This window comes from Mesorhizobium sp. 43Arga (assembly GCF_053714255.1).
The window spans coordinates 94,804-112,983 of the sequence record NZ_JBSKBO010000003.1; the positions used below are offsets into that span (position 1 = coordinate 94,804).

Here is an 18,180-nt window from a genome sequence, read left to right on the forward strand (position 1 = left end):
CTTGAAAGGCCGCCTCCAGTCTGCCAGAAGGGCCGCTTGGACTTGGACGTTTAGCGGGACGAAGCCATGAAGGCGTTTTTCGTGCAGATCAAATGCGAGTTGGGCAAATCCTATGAGGTTGCCAGCGCGCTTGCCGATGCCGAGATCGCCTCGGAGATCTATTCCACCGCCGGCAATTACGACCTGCTCGCCAAATTCTATGTCGATGACGAGGAAGACGTCGGTCATTTCGTCAACGAGAAGGTGCAGATTCTCCCCGGCATCAAGGACACCTTTACGGTCGTCACCTTCCGCGCCTTCTAGCGAGGCAAGGCGTCTGCCCGGGCACGAGGCAAAGCCTGATCAAGGTCATATTTCGGCTGCCTCAATTTTAGGCAGCCACAACATACTGACCGTCCGGACCTCCCAAATCACCGATTGCACTTGATTTTCTTCGGCGACGCCAGTGAAATGGCGTCACAGGGGAGTATGCGATTGGCAGCGTTCGACGAAATGCTTCCGGAAGTTTCCGGATTGAGAAGACCGTATTCGGCTTATGATCGCTGGCTGAAGGAGCAGGATCCAGCCAGGCTTACCGAGAAGATGCAGGACGCCGAACGCGTCTTCCGCAAGACCGGCATCACCTTCGCCGTCTATGGCGAGCAGGAAGCCTCCGAACGGCTGATCCCCTTCGACATCGTCCCGCGCATCATTTCCGGCAATGAGTGGCGACGCCTGACGCAAGGCATCGAGCAGCGCGTACAGGCGCTGAACGCCTTCCTCGACGACATCTACCACCGCCAGGAAATCCTGCGCGCCGGCCGCGTTCCCCGGGACCTGATCGCCAAGAACGAAGCCTTCCTGCCGGAGATGATCGGGGTGCGGCCGCCGGCCGGCGTCTACACCCATATTATCGGCGTCGATATCGTGCGCATCAACGAGGACGAATTCTACGTTTTGGAGGACAATGCGCGCACCCCGTCCGGCGTCTCCTACATGCTGGAGAACCGCGAGACGATGATGCAGCTGTTCCCTGAGCTGTTCCAGAAGATCAAGGTGCGGCCGGTGGAGAATTACCCGCAACTGCTGCGCCAGTCGCTGGCCGCGGTGCGTCCGCAAAGTACCAACGGCGCGCCGACCATCGCCGTGCTGACGCCCGGCAGCTTCAATTCCGCCTATTTCGAGCACGCCTTCCTTGCCGACCAGATGGGCGTGCAACTGGTCGAGGGCCAGGATCTGCGCGTCATCGACGGCCATGTGGCGATGCGCACGACCGAAGGCTACAAGCAGATCGACGTGCTCTACCGCCGCGTCGACGATTCCTTCCTCGACCCGCTGACCTTCCGGCCGGATTCGGCGCTTGGCATACCCGGCATCATGGATGTCTACCGCGCCGGCAACATCACCATCGCCAATGCGCCGGGCACCGGCATCGCCGACGACAAGGCGATTTATTCCTACATGCCCGAGATCGTCGAATTCTACACCGGCCGCAAGGCGATCCTCGGCAACATCCCGACCTGGCGCTGTTCGGAACCGGACAGCCTGAAATACGTGCTCGAGCACATCCAAGAGCTGGTGATCAAGGAAGTGCACGGCTCCGGCGGCTACGGCATGCTGGTCGGACCGGCGGCGACCAAGAAAGAGTGCGAGGCCTTCGCCAAGAAACTGGCCGCGAAGCCTTCGAACTATATTGCTCAACCGACACTGGCGCTGTCGACCTGCCCGATCCTGACCGACAAGGGACTGGCGCCGCGCCATGTCGACCTCAGGCCCTACGTGCTGGTCTCCGACCGCATCCAGATCGTGCCCGGCGGGCTGACGCGCGTGGCGTTGAAGGAAGGCTCTCTGGTCGTGAACTCGTCGCAGGGCGGCGGAACGAAAGATACTTGGGTGCTGGATGATTGAGTGAATAGGGAAATAGGCGGTAGGCAGTAGGCAGTAGGCAGTAGTGAAAGTAGAGGGGATAGGAAATGCCATATTCGATTGAGATTCAAAGACTTACTATTCCCTACTCGCTATTCCCTACTCACTAGCCCGAAGGGCCATATCATGCTTTTGGGCCGCACCGCTAACGGGCTCTACTGGATGAACCGCTATATCGAGCGGGCCGAAAACATGGCGCGGCTGGTCGATGCCGGCTTGCGCATGGCGTTGACCCGCACGCAAAGCGCGTCGGAGGAATGGAATTCGGTGCTGCTTAGCGCCGGCTCCGACGTCGCCTTCAAGCAGAAATATTCGGACTATACGGCCGCCGATGTCGCTGATTTTCTTTTGCGCGACACCTCGAACCCGTCGAGCACCATGTCGTCGATCGAGACGGCCCGCAACAATGCCCGCATGGTGCGCACCGCGCTGACGCGCGAGACCTGGGAAAGCATCAACGAAGCCTGGATGTCGCTGAAGCGGATGCTGGCGAGGCCGATCGACGAGCGCGACCTGCCAAGCGTGCTCGATGCCATCAAGCGCGAGACGGCGCTGATCCGCGGCTCGTTCTACGGCACCATGCTGCGCAACGAGATTTTCGACTTCTCGCAGCTCGGCACCTATGTCGAGCGCGCCGACAACACGGCGCGCATCCTCGACGTGAAATATTACGTGCTGCTGCCGTCGATCTCCTGGGTTGGTTCGACCCTCGACAATTATCAGTGGGAATCGATCCTGCGCTCGGTATCGGCGCACCGCTCCTACCGATGGGTCTATGACGCCGACTACAAGCCGACCAACATCGCCGATTACCTGATCCTCAACGTCCGCATGCCGCGTTCATTGACCTTCTGCTACCGCTTCCTGTCCGAGCATCTGAAATTCCTCGGCGACGATTATGGCGAACGCCATGCCTGCCACGCGACGGCGGAAAAAACGCAAGCCATGCTGAGGGCAGGGTCGATCAAGGATATATTCGACGCGGGTCTGCATGAGTTCCTTGCCGGGTTCATTCGCGACAACACCCGGCTCGGCGACGAGATCGCGCAGGATTACCGGTTTTATTGAGCATGATCCCGAAAAGTGGCAACTGGTTTTCGGATAAGATCATGCACGCAAACGGAAGATAGCCATGCGGCTCAAGATCACCCACCGGACCGAATACCGCTACGACGCGCCGGTGCAATATCTGCTGCAGCGGCTGCGGCTGCTTCCCGTCAGCGGGCAGACCCAGACGGTGCTGTCCTGGGCGCTGAAGGTGGAAGGCGCGCGCGAGGAAGTGCGGTTTACCGACCACTACGGCAACGACACAAGACTGCTGAGCGTCGAAGGTGATCACGATTTCATTACGGTCGAGGCGACAGGCGAAGTCGTGACGCGCGACACGTCGGGCGTTAGTGGGGCGCATCAGGGCTTTGCGCCGCTATGGCTGTTCGCGCAGGAAACGCCCTTGACCACCATCGGTGGCGGGATCCGTAAGCTAGCCGATGCGGTCGGCACGGGCACCGACATCGAAAGGCTGCACCGGCTGATGGCCATGATCGGCGAGCGCGTCGCCTACACGCCGGGCACCACCAATGCGGCCACACCGGCCGAAGAGGCGCTGGCGTTGAAAACCGGGGTTTGCCAGGACCATAGCCATATCTTTGCCGCCGCCGCGCGCGCCATGGGATTTCCGTCGCGCTACATCAGCGGCTATCTGATGATGGATGCCGTCGAGCAGGCGGCAAGCCATGCCTGGGCCGAAGCCCATGTTCCGGGTCTCGGCTGGGTTGCCTTCGACCCCGCCAACGGCATTTCTCCCGACGAACGTTATGTGAAGGTGGCGACGGGCCGTGACTACCGCGACGCCTCGCCGGTGTCGGGAATTCGACTGGGACAGGCGGAAGAACGGCTTGCGGTCACCGTCACGGTAGAGCAGTAATCCCGCAAGGATTAGTGCCAGAAGAGATTCCATGACCTATTGCGTCGGCCTGAAGATCGATCGCGGGCTCGTGTTCATGTCGGACACGCGCACCAATGCCGGCATGGATTCGATCTCGACCTTCAAGAAGATGCATGTCTGGGAACAGCCGGGTGAGCGCGTCATCGTCTTGATGTCGGCCGGCAATCTGGCGACGACGCAGGCCGTGGTCAGCCTGCTCGACGAACGCACCAAGGCGGTGACCGACCGCCACGAGAAACTGCTCGAGACGCCATCCATGTACCAGACGGTGCGCCTGGTGGGCGACACGGTGAAAGAGGTGATCGCGCAATCCTCTCCCGCCGGCGAGAAGGCCGATTCCTATTTCAACGCCTCCTTCATCCTCGGCGGCCAGATCTTGGGCAGTCCGCCGCGGCTGTTCATGATCTATCCCGAGGGCAATTTCATCGAATCGACCGACGACACGCCGTTCTTCCAGATCGGCGAGACCAAATACGGCAAGCCGATCATCATCCGCGCCTATGAGCGCACGATGAGCCTGGCCGAGACCGTGAAGCTGCTTCTGGTGTCGTTCGATTCGACACTCAAGTCGAACCTGTCGGTCGGTTTGCCGCTCGACCTGCTGTTCCTGGAGAAGGACGCCTTCAAGGTCGGCCTGAAGAAGCGGATCGGCCAGGACGACCAGTATTATCGCACCATCTCCGATGGCTGGTCGAAGGCGCTGAAGAGCGCCTTTGCCAGCCTGCCGGATTTTCCGGGGTAGGGCGCTTGCCGTAGCTGCCGGCGCTTGCATATATTTCACATGTTAATTATTGATGGAATTTGAGAGCCGGGCGAGGCACGCGCCGGCATCGCGATCATGTCGGGAGAGCAGGATGAACAATGATGAGTTCCGGCAGTGGTCGCGGCGTGCCGCCGACTGGGGCGCCGAGTATCGCAATTCATTGCGCGAGCGGCCGGTGCGGCCGCTGGTCGAGCCGGGCGACATTTTCAGGAGCATTGAGGCCTCGCCGCCCGAAGACGCCGAACCGATGGACAGGATCTTCGCCGACTTCGAAAAGAACATCGTGCCGGGCATGACGCACTGGCAGCACCCGCGCTTCTTCGCCTATTTCCCAGCCAATGCGGCGCCGGTTTCGGTGGTGGCCGAGTATCTCGTCTCCGCAATGGCCGCGCAATGCATGCTTTGGCAGACCTCGCCTGCGGCGACCGAACTCGAGACCCGCACCGTCGACTGGATGCGTCAGGCACTTGGCCTTTCCGAGGGATTTTCCGGGGTCATCCAGGATTCGGCCTCGTCGGCGACACTCAATGCGGTGCTGACCATGCGCGAGCGCGCGCTGGACTGGCAAGGCAACAAAAAGGGGCTGGCCGGGCAGGCGCGGCTGCGTATCTATTCCTCGGATCAGGTGCACACGTCGATCGATCGGGCGATCTGGGTTTCGGGCATCGGCGAGGACAATCTGGTGCGCATTCCGGTCTCCGGCCGCTTTCGCGCCATGGACACCGCCGCCCTGGAAGCAGCCATCGTGGCCGACCGCGAAGCCGGCCTGCTGCCGGCGGGCATCATCGCTTGCGTCGGCGGCACCAGCACGGGCGGCACGGACGACATCGCGGCGGTCGCGGAGATCGCCAACCGGCATGGGCTCTACCTTCATGTCGATGCGGCCTGGGCCGGATCGGCGATGATCTGCCCGGAGTACCGGCATTTCTGGACCGGCGTCGAAGGCGCCGATTCGATCGTTTTCAACCCGCACAAATGGCTGGGCGCGCAGTTCGATTGTTCGATCCAGTTCCTGCGCGACCCTGAAAGCCATGTCCGGACGCTGGCCATCAAGCCGGACTATCTCAGGACTCACGGCCATGACGGCATCATCAACTATTCCGAATGGTCGGTGCCGCTCGGCCGGCGTTTTCGTGCCCTGAAGCTGTGGTTCCTGTTGCGGGCTCATGGGCTGGAAAACCTGCGCGCCATGATCCGCAACCATGTCGCCTGGAGCGAAGGCCTTGCCGCGCGGCTGGCAAGGGAGCCGGATTTCGAGATCGTCAGCCAACCGATGCTGTCGCTGTTTTCATTCCGCCACAGGGCGCCCTCAAGCGCCGATGCCGACGAGCACAATCTGCGGCTGGTCAATGCGATCAACGACGATGGCCGCATCTACCTGACGCAAACGAGGGTCGATGGGCGGGTCGCGATCCGCTTCCAGGTCGGCCAGTTCGAGGCGACCGCGAGCGATGTCGATTCGGCTTTTGCCGTCATCACCGAAATCGCGCGCGGCATGGCCTGACCGGCCAATACTGGATTGCGCTGGAGTTTGCCTTTGCAATCAGGTGATTTCCGTTAGCCGGCTTATGCCTTTTCATTGTTTTCGTTTTCGGCTATAGACAAGAAAAACGAAAACGGGAGGCCGCCCATGTATCTGTCGCCACGCCATGCTGAGATCATCCAGATGGCCAAGGACCATGGCCGCGTGCTGGTCGACGATCTGGCCACGCATTTCAACGTGACGCCGCAGACCATTCGCAAGGACCTCAACGATCTCTGCGACCAGCGGCTGCTTTCGCGCATCCATGGCGGCGCACTGTTCCCGTCCGGTATCGAGAACATGGAGTATGAGGCCCGGCGCAAGATCGCGGCGGACGAGAAGGAAGCGATCGGCCGCGCGGCGGCGAGGCTGATCCCTGATAACGCCTCGCTGTTCATCAACATCGGCACCACGACGGAAGCGGTCAGCAAGTCGTTGCTAGACCATAACGGCCTGATGGTTATCACCAATAACATCAATGTTGCCAATAGGATGCGTATATATCCTTCGATCGAGGTGGTGATTGCCGGCGGGGTGGTACGCGGTTCGGATGGCGGCGTCGTCGGTGAAGCGGCGGTCGATTTCATCAGGCAGTTCAAGGTCGACTACGCCGTTATCGGCGCCTCGGCCATCGATCATGACGGCGCCTTGCTCGACTTCGATTTTCGCGAGGTGAAGGTGGCGCAGGCGATCATTGCCAATGCCAGGCATGTGATTCTGGTCTCCGACCAGACCAAGTTCGAGCGCACGGCGCCTGTGCGCATCGGTCACCTCTCGCAGGTCAACACCTTCATCACCGACCGCTGCGACATTCCCTCGGTGCGCAAGATCTGCCAGGAGGCCGAGGTTCAGCTGATCGAGACGTCGCTTGGGTGAGGCTCTCTCAGGATCATCTCACGGACCTGTGATATTTCGTTTGACATTCGTTATGAGTTCGAAATAATTCCGCCACGGTTTCGCAAAAGACCAAAAATGGTGCAATGCGAAATCGTGGAGGAGTTAAGTGGACACGTCTTCAGTCCGGGACATTTTCGTCATAGGCGGCGGTATCAACGGTTGCGGCATAGCGCGCGATGCCGTTGGACGGGGGTTTTCGGTTTTTCTCGCCGAGATGAACGACCTCGCCAGCGGAACCTCCTCCGGTTCGACCAAGCTGATCCATGGCGGCCTGCGTTATCTCGAATTCTACGAGTTCCGCCTAGTGCGCGAGGCTCTGATGGAGCGCGAAGTTCTGTGGAAGAACGCGCCGCACATCATCTGGCCGATGCGCTTCGTGCTGCCCTATGCCAAGGGCCTGCGTCCGGCGTGGCTGATCCGGCTCGGCCTGTTCCTGTACGACCACATTGGCGGGCGCAAATTGTTGCCGGCGACCAGGACGCTCGACATGGCGAGCGATCCGGCCGGCAAGCCTCTGAAGCCATTGTTCAAAAAGGCGTTCGAATATTCCGACGGCTGGGTCAACGATGCACGGCTGGTGGCGCTCAACGCACGCGATGCCGCCGACCGCGGTGCAACGATCCGGACCCGCACGAAGGTCGTCGGCGCGCGCCGTGAAAACGGCCTTTGGACAATCAAGATCGAGAATCTGCAGAACGGCGAGACCGAAGAGATCAAGGCGCGGCTGCTGGTCAATGCGGCCGGACCGTGGGTCGATCACGTGCTCTCCGGTGTCGTCGGCCTTAACGATGTGCACAATGTCCGCCTGGTGCAGGGCAGCCATATCGTCATCGCCAAGAAGTTCGACGATCCGCGCGCCTATTTCTTCCAGAACAAGGATGGCCGCATCATCTTCGCCATCCCTTACGAGGACGAGTTCACGCTGATCGGCACTACCGACCAAGATTACCCCGGCGATCCGCACGATGTGAAGATCAGCGACACCGAGATCGATTATCTCTGCGCCGCGGCCAGCGAATATTTCGCACAACCCGTCAAGCGCTCCGACATCGTCTGGACCTATTCGGCCGTGCGGCCGCTCTATGACGACGGCGCCTCCAAGGCACAGGAAGCGACGCGCGATTATGTGCTGAAGGCCGATGGCGGCGAGGGTGCCGCTCCGATCATCAATGCCTTTGGCGGCAAGATCACCACCTACCGCCGGCTGTCGGAATCGATGCTGGAGAAGATCGAAGGTTTTCTCGGCAAGCGCGGCAAGCCGTGGACATCGGACGCGCCGCTGCCGGGCGGCGATTTCCCGGCGACCGGTTTCGACGCGCAAGTGGCGAAGCTGAAGACAGCCTATCCCTTCCTCGACGCGCGCCTCGCCCGACGGCTGACGCGGCTTTACGGGACGCGTGCTCAGCGTTTGCTTGGCCTTGCCAAGTCGAATGCCGAACTCGGCCGCAATTTCGGCGGCGATCTCTATGAGGCCGAAGTGCGCTATCTTGTTGAAAACGAATGGGCTCTTACAGCGGAAGACGTGCTGTGGCGCCGCACCAAGCGCGGCCTGCATCTCAGCCGCGAACACGTCGCGGCACTCGATGAATTCATGCGCGGCATACGTCGTCGGCACGTCGCGGCCGCCGAATGAAGAGGTCTTGAGCTGATGCGGAAAGCCTGGGAGGAGGCGTCATGCTTGAATTGAGGAACGTCACCAAGACGGTCGGTGCGGTCGAGCACATACGCGACGTGTCGCTGACGCTTCAGCACGGCTCGCTCAATGTTCTGCTCGGGCCGACGCTTTCCGGCAAGACCAGCCTGATGCGGCTGATGGCCGGTCTCGATGTGCCGACTTCCGGCTCGGTCTGGTTCGACGGCCATGACGTCACCGGCATGCCGGTGCAGAAGCGCAAGATCGCCATGGTCTACCAGCAGTTCATCAACTATCCGGCGATGACCGTCTATGAGAACATCGCCTCGCCGCTCAGGGTGGCGGGCGTCGAACAAGGCAAGATCGACAGTCAGGTGCGCGAGGCCGCGGCACTCCTAAAGCTGACGCCCTATCTCGACCGCACGCCGCTCAACCTTTCCGGCGGCCAGCAGCAGCGCACCGCGCTGGCGCGCGCCATCGTCAAGAATGCCAGCCTGGTGCTGCTCGACGAGCCGCTCGCCAATCTCGACTACAAATTGCGCGAGGAGTTGCGCGCCGAATTGCCGAGGATCTTTGCCGCCGCCGGCACCATCTTCGTCTACGCCACGACCGAACCGCACGAGGCGCTGCTGCTCGGCGGCAATACGGCAACGCTGTCGGAAGGCCGTATCACGCAGTTCGGGCCGACCATCGACGTGTTCCGCAAGCCGGTCGACCTGGTGACGGCCAGGACCTTCGCCGATCCGCCGCTCAACACCATCGTGCTAGCCAAGAAGGGCGCCGACTTCCTGCTCGAAGGCGGGGTGAAGCTGCCGGTACCGCCCGAACTCGTCGGCATCGCCGATGGCAACTACACGATCGGCTTCCAGCCGCACCATCTTTCGCTCGAACGGCCCAATGCCGGCGCCGTGCCGGTGCGGGCAAAGGTGACCATCACCGAGATCACCGGGTCGGAGAGTTTCATCCATCTCGATTTCGCCGATGTGCGCTGGGTCATGCTGACCCACGGCATCAGGGATTTCGAGACCGACGAAGCGGTCGAGGTGTTCATCGACCCGCGTCACATCATGGTCTTCGACGAGCATGGCCGCGCCGTGACCGCGCCGAAGCTGGCGGCTTGAGGAGGGCGATATGGCGCGCATCGACGTCAACCATGTCAGGCATTCCTATCTGCCGAACCCGCGGACGGATGCCGATTTTGCGCTCAGGGAAGTGCACCACACATTCGAGGATGGCGGCGCCTATGCGCTGCTCGGGCCATCCGGCTGCGGCAAGACCACGCTGCTCAACATTATTTCGGGACTGCTGCACCCCTCGCACGGCCAGTTGCTGTTCAACGGCAGGGACGTGACCAATCTGTCGACGCAGGAACGCAACATCGCGCAGGTGTTCCAGTTTCCGGTTATCTACGACACCATGACCGTCTACGACAATCTGGCCTTCCCGCTGCGCAATCGCGGCGTGCCGGAGGCCGATGTCGACCGCAAGGTGCGCGAGACGCTGGAGATGATCGATCTCGCGTCCTGGGCGAAAAGGAAGGCGAGGGGCCTGACCGCCGACCAGAAACAGAAGATCTCGCTCGGCCGCGGGCTGGTGCGCTCCGATGTCAACGCCATCCTGTTCGACGAGCCGCTGACCGTCATCGACCCACACATGAAATGGGTGCTCCGCTCGCAGTTGAAGCAGCTTCACCGCCGCTTCGGATACACCATGGTCTACGTCACCCACGACCAGACCGAGGCGCTGACCTTCGCCGACCAGGTCGTGGTCATGTATGATGGCGGCATCGTGCAGATCGGCACGCCGACCGAACTGTTCGAGCGACCGCGCCACACCTTCGTCGGTTATTTCATCGGCTCGCCGGGCATGAACGTCATGCCGGTGGCGATCGACGGCAAGACGGCGACGCTCGGCTCGCAGCGGATCGAATTGCCGGGCGCACCCAAAACCTCCGGCGGCGCCGTCGAACTCGGCATCCGTCCCGAATATGTGCGGCTCGGCCGGGACGGCATGGCCGTTTCGATCAGCAAGGTCGAGGATCTCGGCCGCCACAAGGTGGTGCGCGCCAAGCTGGAAGGCAGGGATATTGCTGCCGTCATCGGCGAGGACGAGACCGTGCCAGCCGAGCCGAAGGTGCGGTTCGATCCGGCCGGCATCAACATCTATGCCGATTCCTGGCGTGTCGAGATGGGGGCCTAGATGGACAAGACCTGGAACAACAAGGCCTGGTTCCTCGTGCTGCCGGTGCTGGTGCTGGTAGCCTTCACCGCCGTCATCCCGCTGATGACGGTCGTCAACTATTCGGTGCAGGACACGTTCGGCAACAATGTCTTCACCTGGGCCGGAACCGAATGGTTCGAGGATCTGCTGTCGTCCAGCCGCTTCTGGGAAGCGATGGTCCGCAACCTGATCTTTTCCTTCATCATCCTGGCGATCCAGGTGCCGCTCGGCATCTTCATCGCGCTCAACATGCCGAGGAAGGGCTGGGGCGTGCCGGTGTGCCTGGTGCTGATGTCATTGCCGCTGCTGATCCCGTGGAACGTCGTCGGGACCATCTGGCAGGTGTTCGGACGCAACGACATCGGGCTGCTGGGCTACTATGTCAACGCGCTCGGCATCGACTTCAACTACGTCCAGCATGCGTTCGACGCCTGGGTCATCATCATCATCATGGATGTATGGCACTGGACCAGCCTCGTCGTGCTGCTCTGCTATGCCGGCCTGGTTTCCATCCCCGATGCCTTCTACCAGGCGGCCAAGATCGATGGGGCCTCGCGCTGGGCGGTGTTTCGCTACATCCAGCTGCCGAAGATGCAGCGCGTGCTTTTGATCGCCGTGCTGCTGCGCTTCATGGACAGTTTCATGATCTACACCGAACCTTTCGTCGTCACCGGCGGCGGGCCGGGCAACTCGACGACCTTCCTGTCGATCGACCTCGTGAAGACGGCGCTCGGCCAGTTCGACCTTGGCCCGGCGGCCGCCATGTCGCTGGTCTACTTCCTCATCATCCTGTTGTTGTCATGGGTGTTCTACACCGTGATGACCAACTACGACGCGGAGCGCTGAAATGGCTGGCGCCAATGAACGAACCGAGCGCAATGCGATAAACGGGACCGCCTCGGAAGGTCTCGCCAGTACGCTGTCGCAGAGCGATCTCGACAGGCGGATGCGCCGTCGCGGCGAGGAATCGCGCTGGTGGTGGATCGTGCCGACGCTCTACATCATCGTGCTTTTGCTGCCGATCTACTGGCTCATCAACATGAGCTTCAAGACCAATGCCGAGATCGTCAACTCGCTGACGCTCTACCCGCACGCACCGACAATCGCCAACTACGTCACCATCTTCACCGAGAAGGCCTGGTACTCCGGCTACATCAACTCGATCACCTATGTGGTTATGAACATGGTGATTTCGGTATCGGTGGCGCTGCCGGCGGCCTATGCCTTCTCGCGCTACCGCTTCCTTGGCGACAAACATCTGTTCTTCTGGCTGCTGACCAATCGCATGGCGCCGCCGGCGGTGTTCGCACTGCCGTTCTTCCAACTCTACTCGGCCTTCGGGCTGATCGACACGCATATCGCGGTGGCGCTGGCGCATTGCCTGTTCAACGTTCCGCTGGCGGTTTGGATTCTCGAGGGCTTCATGTCGGGCGTGCCGAAGGAAATCGACGAGACCGCCTATATTGACGGCTATTCCTTCCCGCGCTTCTTCGTAAAGATCTTCATGCCGCTGATCGCGAGCGGCATCGGTGTCGCCTGCTTCTTCTGCTTCATGTTCTCGTGGGTCGAGTTGCTGATCGCACGCACGCTGACCACCACCGACGCCAAGCCAATCGCCGCCACCATGACGCGCACCGTTTCGGCCGCAGGCATGGATTGGGGCCTGCTCGCCGCTGCCGGTGTTTTGACGCTGATCCCGGGCGCGCTCGTCATCTGGTTCGTCCGAAATTATATCGCCAAGGGCTTTGCCCTGGGGAGGGTATGATCATGAATTTTGACCTCTCCTGGATGGCGTGGACGTGGCCGACGGCGGCCTTCTTCGCGACCATTCTGCTGTTGCTGTGCGGCATGGCGGCGTGGGAATACGCCTCGCCGGGCGGCAATCCGCGCGTCGGCATCCTGCGCTTCGAGACGACGCGCGGCGATCGTCTTTTCCTGTCGCTGCTTGGCAGCGCCTATATCCATCTCGCTTGGCTGGGTCTCGTTGGATCCAACCTGTGGTGGGCTCTCGCTCTCTCCGTGGTCTACGCCGTCGGCGTGTTCCGCTACGTATAGAGGGGGAAACTGTTGGAGCGGCAGCGTGCCGGCCACCGCTCCAGATCGCACTTGAAACCTGAAACAGTGGAGGAAACGCATGCGACGGCAATTTTTAACATCAACAACAGCCCTTGTCCTGTTGCTCGGCGCGGGCAATGCCTACGCCGGGATGGATGAGGCAAAAGCCTTTCTGGACAAAGAGATAGGCGGCGTATCGACGCTTTCGCGCGCCGACCAGGAAAAGCAAATGCAGTGGTTCGTCGACGCTGCCAAGCCCTTCGCCGGCATGGACATCAAAGTCGTGTCGGAAACCTTGACCACCCACCAGTACGAGTCTCAAGTGCTGGCGCCGGCCTTTACCGCCATCACCGGCATCAAGGTCACGCATGACGTCATCCAGGAAGGCGACGTCGTCGAGAAGATCCAGACCCAGATGCAGACCGGCCAGAACATCTATGACGGCTGGGTCAACGATTCCGATCTGATCGGCACCCACTGGCGTTACCAGCAGGTGCGCAATTTGACCGACTGGATGGCGGGCGAAGGCAAGGACGTTACCGATCCGATGCTCGACGTTGACGACTTCATCGGCACGAAGTTCACCACCGCGCCGGATAAGAAGCTCTACCAATTGCCCGACCAGCAGTTCGCGAACCTCTACTGGTTCCGTTACGACTGGTTCAACGATGAGAAGAACAAGGCCGACTTCAAGGCCAAGTACGGCTACGATCTCGGCGTGCCGGTCAACTGGTCGGCCTATGAGGACATCGCCGAATTCTTCACCGGCCGCGACGTCAACGGCAAGAAGGTCTATGGCCACATGGACTACGGCAAGAAGGATCCGTCGCTCGGCTGGCGGTTCACGGACGCCTGGCTGTCGATGGCCGGCAATGGCGACAAGGGCCTGCCGAACGGTGTGCCGGTCGACGAATGGGGCATCAAGGTCGATGCGAATTCGCGGCCTGTCGGCTCGTGCACCGCGCGCGGCGGCGACACCAATGGACCGGCATCGGTCTATGCCATCCAGAAGTATCTTGATTGGCTGAAAGCCTATGCGCCGCCGGAAGCCCAGGGCATGACCTTCTCCGAATCCGGCCCCGTGCCGTCGCAAGGCAGTGTTGCCCAGCAGATCTTCTGGTACACCGCGTTCACCGCCGACATGGTCAAGCCCGGCCTGCCGGTCATGAACGAGGACGGCACGCCGAAGTGGCGTATGGCGCCGTCTCCGCACGGCTCCTACTGGAAGGACGGCATGAAGCTCGGCTATCAGGATGTCGGTTCCTGGACCCTGATGAAGTCGACGCCGACCGACCGCGCCAAGGCCGCCTGGCTTTATGCCCAGTTCGTGACCTCGAAGACCGTCGATGTGAAGAAGAGCCAGGTTGGCCTGACCTTCATTCGCGACTCCACCATCCATGACAAGAGCTTCACCGAACGTGCGCCGAAGCTCGGCGGTCTGATCGAGTTCTATCGTTCGCCGGCCCGTGTGCAGTGGACGCCGACCGGTACCAACGTGCCGGACTATCCGAAGCTGGCGCAGCTCTGGTGGCAGAACATCGGCGACGCGTCGTCTGGTGCCAAGACACCGCAGGAAGCCATGGATTCGCTCTGCGCCGATCAGGAAAAAGTCATGGCGCGTATCGAGAAATCCGGTGTCCAGGGCGACATCGGACCGAAGATGGCCGAAGAGCATGACCTTGCCTACTGGAACGCCGACGCGGTCAAGGGCGGCAATCTGGCGCCTCAGCTGAAGCTAGAGAAGGAGAAGGACAAGCCGATCACCATCAACTACGACGAACTGGTGAAGAGCTGGCAGAAGTAGGACTGTCCTATGCGGGCGCTCGCGCCCGTGTGAACTTGGGGGAGGCGGCATGTTGCCGTCTCCCCTGTTTGTGTGAAGGCGGAGGACGCAATGAGCGGTTTTGTGCTGGCAATCGACCAGGGAACGACATCGACCAGGGCGATCCTGTTCGACGGCCAGATGAAAGTCGCCGGCAGCGGCCAGAAGGAATTCACCCAGCACTACCCGGCCTCCGGCTGGGTCGAGCATGACCCGGAAGAGATCTGGGGCAGCATCGTGACGACCGTGAGGGCGTCGCTGAAGGCCGCTGGTCGCGAGGCTTCGGACGTCGCCGCTATAGGCATCACCAACCAGCGCGAGACCGTCGTCGTCTGGGACAGAGCGACGGGTAAGCCGATTCACAACGCCATCGTCTGGCAGGATCGGCGCACCACGCCGCTGTGCCAGAAACTGAAGAAGCAGGGGCTGGAGAAGAAATTCACGCGCAAGACCGGCTTGCTGCTCGATCCCTATTTCTCGGGCACCAAGATCGCCTGGATACTCGACAAGGTGAAGGGCGCCAGGAAACGCGCCGAGAAGGGCGAATTGCTGGCCGGCACCATCGACAGTTTTCTGATCTGGCGGCTGACCGGCGGCAAGGTCCACGCCACCGACGCCACCAACGCTTCGCGCACGCTGGTCTACAACATCGCGGAAAACGCTTGGGACGACGAGCTTCTGGCCATTCTCAACGTCCCGGTAAAAATGCTGCCTGAGGTCAAGGACTGCGCCGATGACTATGGAATGACCGAGAAAACCCTGTTTGGTGCCGAGATAAAAATCCTCGGCGTTGCCGGCGACCAGCATGCCGCGACCATCGGCCAGGCTTGCTTCGAGCCGGGCATGATGAAATCCACCTATGGCACCGGCTGTTTTGCGTTGCTCAACACCGGCAGCGATCTGGTGCGTTCAAAGAACCGGCTCTTGACCACCATTGCCTATCGGCTGAACGGCAAGACGACCTATGCGCTGGAAGGTTCGATCTTCATCGCCGGCGCCGCCGTGCAATGGTTGCGCGACGGCATCAAGGTGATCGGCAAGGCCGAGCAGAGCGGCAAACTGGCTGATGAAGCCGACCCGACGCAGAATGTCTATCTGGTGCCGGCCTTTGTCGGTCTCGGCGCGCCGCATTGGGACGCCGAGGCGCGTGGCGCGATTTTCGGGCTGACACGCAATTCCGGTCCTGCGGAGTTCGCACGCGCCGCCCTGGAAGCCGTCGCCTATCAGACCCGAGACCTGCTCGACGCCATGCGCAAGGACTGGAAGGGCACTTCGGCCAAGACGGTGCTGAGGGTCGATGGCGGCATGGTGGCGTCGGACTGGACCATGCAACGGCTGGCCGACATTCTCGACGCCCCCGTCGATCGTCCGACCATCCTCGAGACGACGGCGCTGGGTGCGGCCTGGCTTGCCGGCTCGAAGGCTGGTGTCTGGCCCAAGGCAAAGGAATTCGCCAAGAGCTGGGCGCTCGAGCGGCGGTTCAAGCCGGAGATGGATATCTCCACGCGATCCGCCAAGCTGGCAGGCTGGCGCGATGCTGTGCGCAGGACGCTGAGCGCATAAGGAAGACCCGCGCTATCTCCAGCGCGGGCTTGTACTCAGCTATCGATACCTCAGTAAGGCGAACGGCACTCCTGACGCGGTCCGTAGTTCGGCTGGAATGTGTTGTCCGAAGCACGATAGCTGCGATAGCGGTCGTAGCACCACTGCACATGCGCATTGCCTTCGTGGACGCGGTTGTTCTCGCTGTTGACGATGGCGCCCGTAATCAGCGCGCCAGTCGCGAAAGCTGCCAGCGGGAACCAGTAGTCGCCGTGGCGGCGATAGCCGCGACGGTATTCACGATAGCCGCGATGGCCATTCCAATAGCCGTCGCCGTTCCGTGCAAAGTTGCGATTGCCGTTGAAATTGCGGTTGAACTGGCGGTTCTTCATCCACGGCTTGTAATCGACCGTCTGCACATCACTCGAAGTCGATGCCGCCTGAGGCACCAACATTTGCGCCGCATTGGCGGGCACGGCAGTCGCGGCAAACGAAGCCGACAGGGTGGCCGCCAGTATACCCAATACGATCTTGTTCATGGTCTTCTCCTTCGAAAGGGTGCTTGACGTCCCTTGTGGCGAGACAACGGGCGGTATGGGGTAAGGTTCCTGGCTAAATCCCAACTTGCTGATTTGTAATGTTTCTCCGGCCTCGCATCAGTGCCGACGAGAGGTGGTGCCGTCGCTTCGCCAGGGGCGTTGTGCCGTTGATCGAAGCGGGCAGGGTGCCTCGGCGGAAATGCTTGAGAAGTCTGGCTTGCGGATGCTCTTTTTCCGGTTGACCGGTCGAGGCACTCTCCCTATGTTCCGCGCAATTTCGAGGGCCGCCCTTTCGCGCCCGCGGGAGCGCGTAGCTCAGCCGGTAGAGCAACTGACTTTTAATCAGTAGGTCATGGGTTCGAATCCCATCGCGCTCACCATTGTTTCATGCGCAGGCAATCATCGAGACCCCTTGGCTAGGCCCGGGAAGGCGGACGTTGGACTTTCCGCGACGCGTGAGTCCGGTCGCTTTCCGACATCAGTTGCCGCGCGACCGGCTGCACATTTTCCTTGTAGGTGATGCATCTGTCGTAAACCTTGTTCGCCACGCGCTCCTGGCCAAATCGTTCCCAGTCCGGCGTCCAGGGCGCATCCCAGTCAAAGTGCTGCGAGATGAGAAGTTCCCGGTCGAAGCACTGCGGATCCCGGTCCAGAATCTGGCGGGCTTCATCCGCCAAAGGCGTGTAGGCTTTGACCGCAGCCATCTTTCTGGCGCGCGCAGCCGCATCCAGTTGGATTTCCACCTCGACAAGCCCGGGCACATTAGGCACCGCGGCGGAACAAAGCTGCTTGCGAGCCGGTCTTGAGCTTTGCGGCAGCCGGTTGAGCGCATTGCCGAATGCATAGGCCAGATCGTGCATCGGATTGTAGCCATCGACGGCGTCCGAGACGATCTGCACGTCCTGCATATCAGACAGATCGGCGCTGATTCTCGCCAGCACATCGGCAAAGAAGCCGCTATCTCCAGCCAACAGCGCCTTGTACCAGACGGCATCGGGCATATCGCCGAACACCGCGCCGGCGGTTGCCCCGGCAGCTTCGACGAGGTCGCGTGAATATTGGGTTCGGGCAGGATGGCGTCCGCCCGAACCATCGGTCAACAGGTAGATTCGCGGTTTGCTCAGCTCAATCCAGTGATGAATCCTAAGCTCATGCCCTGGATGCGCAAGGATCAGCACATATTGTAATTTTTCGGGCAAACAACGGCTCCAATCCAGGCTTTGGCCTATATCCGCGTTTTTAATTGCATCCAAGGCGATCAGCCGTCAAAGGCCTCCCAACATTGGGGCAGGCGCTGGGTCATTTTTGTGCAAACTTGTCTGGCCGATGCCTTCAAA

Annotated in this window: 17 protein-coding genes and 1 tRNA gene; 16 read left to right on the forward strand and 2 right to left on the reverse strand. The window is 61.0% G+C overall.

Annotation, left to right across the window (positions count from 1 at the left end; all coding sequences use genetic code 11):
* Positions 1-66 precede the first annotated feature (66 nt).
* The 15 genes from ACWGS8_RS13095 to glpK all read left to right on the forward strand — a co-directional run bounded on the left by ACWGS8_RS13095 (position 67) and on the right by glpK (position 16,325).
* Positions 67-303: an Lrp/AsnC family transcriptional regulator gene (locus tag ACWGS8_RS13095; RefSeq protein WP_010909609.1), complete on the forward strand. Its 237-nt coding sequence runs from the start codon at positions 67-69 to the stop codon at positions 301-303.
* 171 nt (positions 304-474) lie between these two features.
* Entirely contained in the window at positions 475-1,887 is a 1,413-nt protein-coding gene (locus ACWGS8_RS13100) for a circularly permuted type 2 ATP-grasp protein (protein WP_454581354.1), read from the forward strand.
* Positions 1,888-2,031: 144 nt separating this feature from the next.
* A complete protein-coding gene (locus ACWGS8_RS13105) occupies positions 2,032-2,973 on the forward strand; it encodes an alpha-E domain-containing protein (protein WP_038646939.1) in 942 nt (313 codons plus the stop codon).
* Between the two features lie 64 nt (positions 2,974-3,037).
* Entirely contained in the window at positions 3,038-3,829 is a 792-nt protein-coding gene (locus ACWGS8_RS13110; protein ID WP_454581355.1) for a transglutaminase family protein, read from the forward strand.
* Between the two features lie 31 nt (positions 3,830-3,860).
* Complete coding sequence (locus ACWGS8_RS13115) at positions 3,861-4,592, forward strand: peptidase (RefSeq protein ID WP_454581356.1); 732 nt, start codon at positions 3,861-3,863, stop codon at positions 4,590-4,592.
* 112 nt (positions 4,593-4,704) lie between these two features.
* The gene (locus tag ACWGS8_RS13120; protein ID WP_454581357.1) at positions 4,705-6,117 is read left to right on the forward strand and encodes a pyridoxal phosphate-dependent decarboxylase family protein; all 1,413 of its coding nucleotides are present in this window, start codon (positions 4,705-4,707) and stop codon (positions 6,115-6,117) included.
* Positions 6,118-6,243: 126 nt separating this feature from the next.
* Positions 6,244-7,011 (forward strand): DeoR/GlpR family DNA-binding transcription regulator, encoded by a 768-nt coding sequence (locus ACWGS8_RS13125; RefSeq protein WP_454581358.1) that lies wholly within the window; start codon positions 6,244-6,246, stop codon positions 7,009-7,011.
* 127 nt (positions 7,012-7,138) lie between these two features.
* Positions 7,139-8,665 carry a glycerol-3-phosphate dehydrogenase gene (glpD, locus tag ACWGS8_RS13130; RefSeq protein WP_454581359.1) on the forward strand — a complete coding sequence of 509 codons (1,527 nt, stop codon included), beginning with the start codon at positions 7,139-7,141 and terminating at the stop codon, positions 8,663-8,665.
* A 41-nt stretch (positions 8,666-8,706) separates the two neighbouring features.
* Entirely contained in the window at positions 8,707-9,786 is a 1,080-nt protein-coding gene (locus ACWGS8_RS13135; protein WP_454581360.1) for an ABC transporter ATP-binding protein, read from the forward strand.
* Positions 9,787-9,796: 10 nt separating this feature from the next.
* Complete coding sequence (locus ACWGS8_RS13140) at positions 9,797-10,864, forward strand: ABC transporter ATP-binding protein (RefSeq protein WP_454581361.1); 1,068 nt, start codon at positions 9,797-9,799, stop codon at positions 10,862-10,864.
* Complete coding sequence (locus ACWGS8_RS13145; RefSeq protein ID WP_454581362.1) at positions 10,865-11,731, forward strand: carbohydrate ABC transporter permease; 867 nt, start codon at positions 10,865-10,867, stop codon at positions 11,729-11,731. It abuts the gene before it with no gap.
* Position 11,732: 1 nt separating this feature from the next.
* Positions 11,733-12,650: a carbohydrate ABC transporter permease gene (locus ACWGS8_RS13150; protein WP_454581363.1), complete on the forward strand. Its 918-nt coding sequence runs from the start codon at positions 11,733-11,735 to the stop codon at positions 12,648-12,650.
* Positions 12,651-12,652: 2 nt separating this feature from the next.
* Positions 12,653-12,940, forward strand: coding sequence for a DUF2160 domain-containing protein (locus ACWGS8_RS13155; protein ID WP_454581364.1), 288 nt, complete (start codon positions 12,653-12,655; stop codon positions 12,938-12,940).
* A gap of 79 nt (positions 12,941-13,019) precedes the next feature.
* The gene (locus tag ACWGS8_RS13160; RefSeq protein ID WP_454581365.1) at positions 13,020-14,744 is read left to right on the forward strand and encodes an ABC transporter substrate-binding protein; all 1,725 of its coding nucleotides are present in this window, start codon (positions 13,020-13,022) and stop codon (positions 14,742-14,744) included.
* Positions 14,745-14,834: 90 nt separating this feature from the next.
* A complete protein-coding gene (gene glpK / locus ACWGS8_RS13165; RefSeq protein ID WP_454581366.1) occupies positions 14,835-16,325 on the forward strand; it encodes a glycerol kinase GlpK in 1,491 nt (496 codons plus the stop codon).
* A 50-nt stretch (positions 16,326-16,375) separates the two neighbouring features.
* Here glpK and ACWGS8_RS13170 read toward each other — a convergent pair whose 3' ends face one another.
* The gene (locus tag ACWGS8_RS13170) at positions 16,376-16,843 is read right to left on the reverse strand and encodes a BA14K family protein (protein ID WP_454581367.1); all 468 of its coding nucleotides are present in this window, start codon (positions 16,841-16,843) and stop codon (positions 16,376-16,378) included.
* Positions 16,844-17,147: 304 nt separating this feature from the next.
* Here ACWGS8_RS13170 and ACWGS8_RS13175 point away from each other — a divergent pair.
* A tRNA-Lys gene (locus ACWGS8_RS13175) sits at positions 17,148-17,223 on the forward strand.
* Positions 17,224-17,259: 36 nt separating this feature from the next.
* On the opposite strand, the gene ACWGS8_RS13180 is transcribed toward ACWGS8_RS13175, so the two are convergent.
* On the reverse strand, positions 17,260-18,096 hold the full coding sequence (locus ACWGS8_RS13180; protein WP_454581368.1) for a hypothetical protein: 837 nt from the start codon (positions 18,094-18,096) through the stop codon (positions 17,260-17,262).
* Positions 18,097-18,180 lie beyond the last annotated feature (84 nt).

What these genes read in the sequence shown, in the direction of transcription:
- ACWGS8_RS13095 (WP_010909609.1), top strand. Translation starts at nt 67, where the DNA reads ATGAAGGCGTTTTTCGTGCAGATCAAATGCGAGTTGGGCAAATCCTAT.
- ACWGS8_RS13105 (WP_038646939.1), top strand. Translation starts at nt 2,032, where the DNA reads ATGCTTTTGGGCCGCACCGCTAACGGGCTCTACTGGATGAACCGCTAT.
- ACWGS8_RS13110 (WP_454581355.1), top strand. Translation starts at nt 3,038, where the DNA reads ATGCGGCTCAAGATCACCCACCGGACCGAATACCGCTACGACGCGCCG.
- ACWGS8_RS13115 (WP_454581356.1), top strand. Translation starts at nt 3,861, where the DNA reads ATGACCTATTGCGTCGGCCTGAAGATCGATCGCGGGCTCGTGTTCATG.
- ACWGS8_RS13120 (WP_454581357.1), top strand. Translation starts at nt 4,705, where the DNA reads ATGAACAATGATGAGTTCCGGCAGTGGTCGCGGCGTGCCGCCGACTGG.
- ACWGS8_RS13125 (WP_454581358.1), top strand. Translation starts at nt 6,244, where the DNA reads ATGTATCTGTCGCCACGCCATGCTGAGATCATCCAGATGGCCAAGGAC.
- ACWGS8_RS13135 (WP_454581360.1), top strand. Translation starts at nt 8,707, where the DNA reads ATGCTTGAATTGAGGAACGTCACCAAGACGGTCGGTGCGGTCGAGCAC.
- ACWGS8_RS13140 (WP_454581361.1), top strand. Translation starts at nt 9,797, where the DNA reads ATGGCGCGCATCGACGTCAACCATGTCAGGCATTCCTATCTGCCGAAC.
- ACWGS8_RS13145 (WP_454581362.1), top strand. Translation starts at nt 10,865, where the DNA reads ATGGACAAGACCTGGAACAACAAGGCCTGGTTCCTCGTGCTGCCGGTG.
- ACWGS8_RS13150 (WP_454581363.1), top strand. Translation starts at nt 11,733, where the DNA reads ATGGCTGGCGCCAATGAACGAACCGAGCGCAATGCGATAAACGGGACC.
- ACWGS8_RS13155 (WP_454581364.1), top strand. Translation starts at nt 12,653, where the DNA reads ATGAATTTTGACCTCTCCTGGATGGCGTGGACGTGGCCGACGGCGGCC.
- ACWGS8_RS13160 (WP_454581365.1), top strand. Translation starts at nt 13,020, where the DNA reads ATGCGACGGCAATTTTTAACATCAACAACAGCCCTTGTCCTGTTGCTC.
- glpK (WP_454581366.1), top strand. Translation starts at nt 14,835, where the DNA reads ATGAGCGGTTTTGTGCTGGCAATCGACCAGGGAACGACATCGACCAGG.
- ACWGS8_RS13170 (WP_454581367.1), bottom strand. Translation starts at nt 16,843, where the DNA reads ATGAACAAGATCGTATTGGGTATACTGGCGGCCACCCTGTCGGCTTCG.